This window comes from Amycolatopsis sp. NPDC059027 (genome assembly GCF_042739735.1).
Classification (GTDB): Bacteria; Actinomycetota; Actinomycetes; order Mycobacteriales; family Pseudonocardiaceae; genus Amycolatopsis.
The window spans coordinates 1-7,483 of sequence record NZ_JBHYIK010000019.1; the positions used below are offsets into that span (position 1 = coordinate 1).

Genomic DNA, 7,483 nt, shown 5'->3' on the forward strand with positions numbered 1-7,483 from the left:
ACCGCCCGGACTCTCTCGCGGGGGGGGTCGCAGTAACACCCCACATAAACCACAGACTAATTCTTCTGTCTCCCACCCCCCCCACCATTGCGCTACAGCCCGAAGGCTAGGAGGACGTTGCCGCCGGTGCCGGGGTATTGGGGCGAGTAGCCGGACTGGACGTACACCATTCCGTGGGACACGACGGCGCCGCCGCCGGTGCCCGAGATCGAGCTTCCATGGCCGACGAGACCGTTGACGCCGGTGAAGTCCCGAATCGTGTCGTAGCTCCACAGCACCTTGCCGTCGGCGGAGGAGTACGCGCGCAGCTTGCCGTCGTTGCTGCCTTCGTAGACGACGCCGGGGCTGCTGGTCACCGCCGGGCCATGGGCCAGTGAACAGCTCTTCGGATGGTGCGCGGCTCCGCCGGTGGTGCAGCCGTCGGCGGGGTTGGGGGTCTTCCACAGCACCTTGCCGGTGGCCGGGTCGACCGCGAACAGCGTGCCGGGGTTGGCGAAGTATGTTGCGATGTAAAGTTTTTCGCCGTCGAAGCTCGATCCCCACTGGATGCCGGAGATCCCGCCGCTGGGCAGGGGCACGCCGAGCTGGCGGCGCCAGACGACTTCGCCGGTGCGTGCGTCGAACACGTGGTACACGCCGACTTTCTGGCCGACGCCGACAAGTGTGCGCCCGCCCGCGCGGAAGATGTTCGGCGTGGCGCCGATGTCGTAGTCGAGTGCCGAGCCGTCCTTCAGGCCGGGGCAGTAGCCCTCGGGGTCCGGATCGTTGCACGCCGTGCGCCAGGTGTCGGCCTTCGTCACCTGGTTCTTCCACCGCACCGCGCCGGACCGGGCGTCGAGGGCGAGCAGGGTGTCGAAGTCACCGCCGTGCCCGGTGTAGTTCTGACCGGTGCCGACGTAGAGCGTGCCGCTGGCCGGGTCGATGACCGGCGAACTCCACACCCCGGCGCCGGACGGCTCGAACTTCGCGGCGCCGCTCGGCCAGGTCCCGTTCTGTTTCGGCTCGGGGACGGTGTAGTAACGCCAGGCCAGCTCACCGGTGTCGGCGTCGAGCGAGTCGAGATGCCCGCGGAAGGTGCAGCACGGATAGTCCCTCGGCAGAGTGTTCTCGCCACTCGACACGCCGACGTAGACGCGGCCGTCCGAGACGATCGGCGAACTCGTGACCATCGCGGCGACGTGCGCGTCGAGCCGCTTCGCCCAGCGCAGGGTTCCGGTGTGCTGGTCCAGCGCGTAGAAGTACCCGCGCAGGTCGCCGAAGTAGACCTTTCCGCCGGACACCGCCGGTCCATCCCAGGTCACCGCGTTGGTGGCCGCCGGGTCGACGGTCTTCAGGTCGAAGGCCCATTTCTCGGCGCCGGTACGGGCGTCGCGGGCGTAGAACTTGCCGTCGGGGCCGCCGAAGTAGATCGTGTCGCCGACGACCGCGGGCTCACTGCGCGTCGGCAGGCCGGGCGACGGCGGATAGGCGAACGCCCACTTGAGTTTCAGATTGCCGACGGTCCGTGGGGTGATGGCCCGTTCGGCACGGTTGTGCCGTGTTCCGCGCGGATCCTTCTGCCAGGTGGACCAGTCGCCGGAGCGGCCAGCTGTCGCGGTTTCCGGGTCCGCGAGGGCCACTCCGCTCCCGAGACTGGTGAACAGGACGACAGCGGCGGCCGCGGCGAGCGGGACGCGTTTTCGGGCACGGGTAAAGGAGAACAAGACAAGCCCCCGAGGTTGCTGGACGATTCCAGGTCGTCCCCAACCTGCCAGGTGGCGGGAACCGCGTCGATCGGTTTACGGGTGGATCCGGGGTCAGCCGATAGGTGGATGCGCGCGGCCGGTCAGCTGTGGGCGCCGAGGTAGGCGGGATCGGGCGCGGGCAGCGGTTTGTCCGGCTGCCCGGCGAGCAACTGGTTCATCGCGTGGAAGTACGGCGGCGCCGCGACCGTGCCGCCGAAAGCGCCGGCGCCGCAGTCGCCGAGATGGACCGGATTGCCGGGGCAGATCTCCTGGGGACGCGAACCGTCGGCGAAGACCATGGACGACACCGCGTAGTTGTTCACCCCGCCGACGAACGCGACCGATTCGCTCTGCTCGGTGGTCCCGGTCTTGCCGATGTCGGGCCGGGTCCAGCCCGCCTCGTGGGCGGCGAGCGCCGAGGTGCCGTGCTTGGTGTCCTGGCTCAGGCCCGCCATGAGCGTGTGCGCGACGCCGCTGGGGATGACCTGCTCGCACGGTTGGCCCTTGATCGGCACGGGCTTGCCCGCCCGATCGGTCACCGAAAGGATCGGGTCCGGCGGGCACCACACACCGTCGCTCATGATCGTCGCGGAGACGTTGGCCATCTCCAGCGGGCTCACCGGGCTGTTGCCGAGGGTGAACGAGAGCAGGTTCCGGAAGTACCGCGACTGCGGCTGGTTGTACTGCGGGTTCTTCGACAACGGGTTCGCCGGGTCGGTGACCGGCGGGTTCCCGGCGTCGTTGGTGGTCAACGTGGTCCGCAGCCCGAGCTTGCGGGCCATGTCGAGCACCGCGGGCATGCCGACCTGGGACTCCAGGCCCACGAACGCGACGTTCGGAGATGTCGCGAGCCCGTCGGCCAGGGAGATCGGGTTGGGGTAGTTCGTGCCGTCGTTGCCCACCGGGTAGCACGCGGTGTACTGGTTGGCGTTCGGCGGAGTGAAGCAGCCGTTGGCCGGGTTCGGCAGCGGCGTGTTCAGCCCGGCCTTGCCCGCGACCAGCGCCGCGGCCGCGGTGAAGATCTTGAACGACGAGCCCGCGCCGAACTTGTTGGCGGCGTCGGCCACGATGTTCGTCGAGCGCTGGCCCCTGCCAGGATCGTTGCCGTAGTCCCGGTTCGCGACCATCGCGAGCACCTGGTGCCCGTTCTGTCCCGGTTGGACGACGGCGAAGGTGTTGGCGACACCGTCCTGGGTGGTCGGCACGTTCGCGTCGACCGCGTCCTTGGTCACCTGGCTGACCTTCGGGTCCATCGTGGTCTTGATGACATAGCCGCCGGTGGCCAGCTGATCCGCGGTGAACCCGGCCTGCTCCAGATAGCTTTCGGCGTAGGCGCAGAAGAACCCGGCGTCCGGCGCGGCGCCCATGCAGCTTCCGGATGGGGTCACCGGTCCGTCCGGCAGCACCCCGAGCGGCTCGTTCTTCGCCGAGGCGCCGTAGTTCGCGGGCAGCAGGCCGCCGGACACCATGTCGTCGATGACCAGGTTACGGCGCTGGGTCGCCTCCGCGGGATGGGTGTAAGGGTTGAACATGCCGGGGTTGTTCACCATCCCGGCCAGCAAGGCGGCCTGGGAAACGGTCAGTTTGTCCGGAGTGGTCCCGAAATACGCTTTCGCGGCGGCGCCGACGCCGTAAACGGTTCCGCTGAATTCGACGACGTTGAGGTAGCCCGCGAGAATGTCGTCCTTCGACATCTTCTGGCTCAGCTCGACCGCGATTTTCGCCTCGCGCAGTTTGCGGGCGATCGAATCCTCCTGATCGGCGAGCTGTGCCGCCTTGTCGTTCCGGTCGACGACGTTGATCAGGTAGTTCTTGACGTACTGCTGGGTGATCGTCGACGCGCCCTGGAGGTTCCCGCCCGCGCTGTCGTGCAGGGCCGCCCGCAGCATGCCCTGCGGATCGACGCCGCCCTCGGTGTAGAACCGGCGATCCTCCACGGACACGATCGCGGCCTTCATGGTGTCCGCGATCCCGGCCGCGGTCACCGGGAGCCGGTACTGGTCGTAGAGCGTGGCGATCGGATTGCCGTCCCGATCGGTCACCGTGGTCGTCAGCGGCGGGCTGCCGGTGGCGAGATCCGCGGAGATCGCGCCGACCGAGTCACTGACCTGATTGGACAGCAGCCCCGCGCCGAGCGCGACAGGCGCCAGCAGACCGGCGACGAGCACTCCGGCCAAAGCGCACAAACCGGCCAAAGTCACGGTACCCCGGCGACGCATCACGGAATCCACGATAAATACGGAGAGGTAAGAGCGCTGTTGCCTGTGAGGAATACAGCACCGAGGCAACGGGCGGCCGAAATGGACAAAGGGGCGGACGACGTCGTTTCACGAAATTCGTGGCGTACGGGGCGCCGCCTTTCCGTGCGTTTTTCCGGTGCTCGCGGCGGCGTGGCAGGCGCCAAGTCCCTCGGCCCTCGTGACGATCCTGCCCGCCTCGACGCGGACGGCGACCTCGGTCGCGTCGCTGACCGCGGGTACTCCGGCGGCCGCGGCGACGGCGCCGGTGGGGTCGTACACGACGCGCAACCGCGGCCGGTGTTCGGGCCGGAAGGCCTGGTGCAGGCAGCCGACCAGCTCGGCGAGGACGAGCCGGGCCAGCGGCATCAGTTCGGCGGGCTCGCCGGAGACCAGGACGGCGGTGACGTCCGCCCCCGGCGGCGCGGCGCGCACGGCCGCTTCGACGGCGGAAAGCCGATGCAGCCCGAGAATCGCCACCACGCCGTCGTCGGCGAGTGAAACAGCCTCGCCGCGTACCGCGTCCACAGTGGACGGCGGGGTCCACGGTTCGCTCGCGGGCTGCGCCGGGGGGACGACGGGCGGGGGAGCCCACCAGTCGCTCAGTTCGAGGTTCGCCAGCTGCTCGCAGGCGCTGACCACGTCGAACGGTTCGAGGAACCCGGGCGCGGCGGCGGACAGCTGACTCGCGCCCTGCAACGTCGTCAGCACCATCTCGGCGACACGCACCAGGCGGGCGGGTGGGGCGCCGGGCGGCACCTCCGGCGGGCGGACGCGTTCGAGCGCGAGGCTGAGCAGCAGCGCGTCGAGCTTCATCAGCTGCGTGAACGGCCGGCGGGTCTGCTCGTCGGCGAGCACCTCAGGGAGCACGTCGACATCGAGCCGGGCCGACGGGGCCTCGGCCAGCGGCAGCCGGGCGACCCAGGCACGTGCGAACGCGCCGAGTGCGTCGTGGGCGGTCAGGCCGCGTTCGGCGTGCGGTTGTTCCGGCGACCGCTCGGCGTCCTCGGCCAGGACGGCGAAGTACAGCGCGCGTTTGCCGGGGAAGTTGGAGTAGACGACGCCGCGGGTGAACCCGGCCCGTTCGGCGATGCGGTCGACCTTGGCCTCGCGGAAGCCGCGTTCGGCGAACTCGTCGCGCGCCGCGGCGAGCACCTTCGCGCGGTTGCGCTCCTGTAGCTCCGCCCTGCTGAGCCGGTTCATCGTCCTCCTCGATCGGGGCTGTTTGCCGTCCGTCCCGAAGCAAGATACCTTGACCATCGAGATGACAAGAACATCTGTTAACAACATCCGAACTGGAGGAGTCATGATCGGCGCCGAGCTGCCCGAGATCGACGTGTCCGGCGCGCAAGTGCTGCTCGACCCGTTCGCCGCGTACCGGGAGGCCAGGGCGATGCTTGGCGACGCGCGCTTCGAGCTGAACTCCGGGAGCTACCTGACCCCGCCCGGCATCCCGGAGGACTGCACGGCCTACCTGCGGACGATGCAGGAGAAGGACGGCCCGGAGCACACCCGGCTGCGCGGGCTGGTGGCGCCCGCGTTCACGGCACGCCGGGCCCTCGCCTTCCGGCCGAAGATGGAGCGGATCGTCGAAGCCCTGCTCGACACGCTGCCGGCGAGCGGGCCGGTGGATCTGCTGCGGGACTTCGCGAAGCCGTTGCCGATGGACGTGATCTGCGAGCTGGTCGGCGTCCCGGCTGCCGACCGTCCACAGTGGAGAGAATACGGCTCGATGGTCGCTTCGGGCTTCGGGAAGGGGTTCGTCGAGGCGATTCCCGCGATCATCGCGGATGCCAAGGCGATCGTGGCGCGGCGGCGGGTGGAACCGGCCGACGACCTGGTGTCGGAGCTGATCGGCGTCCAGGCCGAGGACGGCGATCGGCTGAGCGACGTCGAACTGGTCACCCTGGTCTGGCATCTGGTCCTCGCGGGCCAGACCCCGGCGAACCTCATCGCCAACGGTGTCGCGGCGCTCTTCGACCACCCGGAGCAGCTCGCCGCGCTGCGGGCGGACGACGGGCTCGCGGCGGGCGCGGTCGACGAGCTGATGCGCTGGTGCGGCCCGCAACTGCTGACCACGCCGCGGTTCCCGGCCGAAGACGTCGAGTTCGGCGGGACGGTGATTCCGGCAGGCACGGCGGTTACCGCGGCGATCGTGTCCGCGAACCGGGATCCGCGGGTGTTCGCCGATCCCGACCGGCTGGAGATCACCAGGGCGGGCGCGGCGGCGCACCTCGGCTTCGCGTACGGGCCGCATTTCTGCCTCGCCGCGGCGCTGGCCAGGGTGCAGGCCGAGGTGGCGCTCACCGGGCTGTTCCGGCGCTTCCCGAAGCTGGCGCCGGCAGCCGAGCCAAGCCGCACGCCGGACCCGGGGACCTGGCGGCTGGGAGCGCTGCCGGTGACGTTGTGAGGAGGGTCGGCTCCTCCCGTCGTTCGTAGGTTCCGAGGGGTGGCGGGGAAGTCGTAGGGTGCGCACCGCGGCGATCTTGTCTGGAGGTGGTGTGACGGGCGTTTCCCAGCGGGGGCTCCTCGACGACACCTCGCCGCCGAACTGCTTTTCGACCGGGCGCCACGGAAAGGCGATTCGGGCGGATTTAGGGCTCGGCGAGTCCGAAATCCGCCTGGCGGCAGGGTAATTCATGAATCGTTTCCCTGGCGGCGTCGAAGATGTCAAACAATGCTGGACGGAAACGGGGTCACCGCCGAAAAGTGCGTGCTAGCGTTCGCGAGGACCGATTATCCGATGGTGCCGCGGATTCGCCGCCGGTGCTCGTGAAGGGTGTGGAAATGAATTCCCAGAGGGTCGTGTTCGGGGTCGTGGGTGCGGGAATGGCGTTGTGCGGGGTGCTGGCCGCGGCACCGGTGGCCGTGGCGGGCGAGCACGAGGTGACGGCGGCGAGGGACAGCGGGCTGCCGAGCTACGAGCAGTGGCAGGCGGACGTCCGGAAGGTGATGGACCCGGCGATCCCGTACCTGAACGACCGCGTCGCCCAGGGTGGGAAGAAGCTCGCCATCGTGCTCGACATCGACAACACGTCGCTGGAGACCGAATACCACCGCGGCGCGCCGAACAAGCCGGTGCTCGCCTTCGCCAAGGCCGCCGCGGACAAGGGCGTGTCGGTGCTGGTCGCCACCGCCCGCAAGGAAAGCGGCAGGTCGGGCGCGCTCGCGGAGCTGAAGAAGGCCGGGTACCCGGCGATCACCGAGATCTGCCTGAAGAAGGACGAAAGCCACGCGGTGGACGTGAAGATCCGGTGCCGCAAGGAGTTCGTCTCCGAGGGATACACGCTGATCGCGAACGTCGGCAACCGGCCGGGCGACCTGGAGTACAAGAACTACGAGCGCGGGTTCAAGCTGCCCGACTACGACGGCCAGCTGTCCTGAACGTCGCTGACTTCGGCGCCGCGAGGGGGCGCCACGTCCCTTTGCCGCGAACGCTCCGTTGGGGACGGGTTTGGGGGCGCAACGCGCGGGGGCGGCCCGCCAGGCCCCCCCGGCGGGGCGGGGGGGGGCCCCGGGCGG

5 protein-coding genes are annotated in these 7,483 nt (G+C 69.5%); 2 read left to right on the forward strand and 3 right to left on the reverse strand.

Features of this window, described 5'->3' with window-relative positions:
* Window positions 1-92: 92 nt before the first annotated feature.
* The 3 genes from ACFWY9_RS15300 to ACFWY9_RS15310 form a co-directional block, all read right to left on the reverse strand.
* On the reverse strand, window positions 93-1,703 hold the full coding sequence (locus ACFWY9_RS15300) for a PQQ-binding-like beta-propeller repeat protein (protein WP_378322570.1): 1,611 nt from the start codon (window positions 1,701-1,703) through the stop codon (window positions 93-95).
* A gap of 122 nt (window positions 1,704-1,825) precedes the next feature.
* Window positions 1,826-3,943 (reverse strand): transglycosylase domain-containing protein, encoded by a 2,118-nt coding sequence (locus tag ACFWY9_RS15305; RefSeq protein ID WP_378339150.1) that lies wholly within the window; start codon window positions 3,941-3,943, stop codon window positions 1,826-1,828.
* A 108-nt stretch (window positions 3,944-4,051) separates the two neighbouring features.
* Window positions 4,052-5,164: a TetR/AcrR family transcriptional regulator gene (locus tag ACFWY9_RS15310; RefSeq protein WP_378322571.1), complete on the reverse strand. Its 1,113-nt coding sequence runs from the start codon at window positions 5,162-5,164 to the stop codon at window positions 4,052-4,054.
* Between the two features lie 103 nt (window positions 5,165-5,267).
* Here ACFWY9_RS15310 and ACFWY9_RS15315 point away from each other — a divergent pair, with 103 nt between their 5' ends.
* Window positions 5,268-6,371: a cytochrome P450 gene (locus ACFWY9_RS15315; RefSeq protein ID WP_378339097.1), complete on the forward strand. Its 1,104-nt coding sequence runs from the start codon at window positions 5,268-5,270 to the stop codon at window positions 6,369-6,371.
* Between the two features lie 377 nt (window positions 6,372-6,748).
* Window positions 6,749-7,345, forward strand: coding sequence for an HAD family acid phosphatase (locus ACFWY9_RS15320; RefSeq protein ID WP_378322573.1), 597 nt, complete (start codon window positions 6,749-6,751; stop codon window positions 7,343-7,345).
* The last annotated feature ends 138 nt before the right edge of the window (window positions 7,346-7,483 follow it).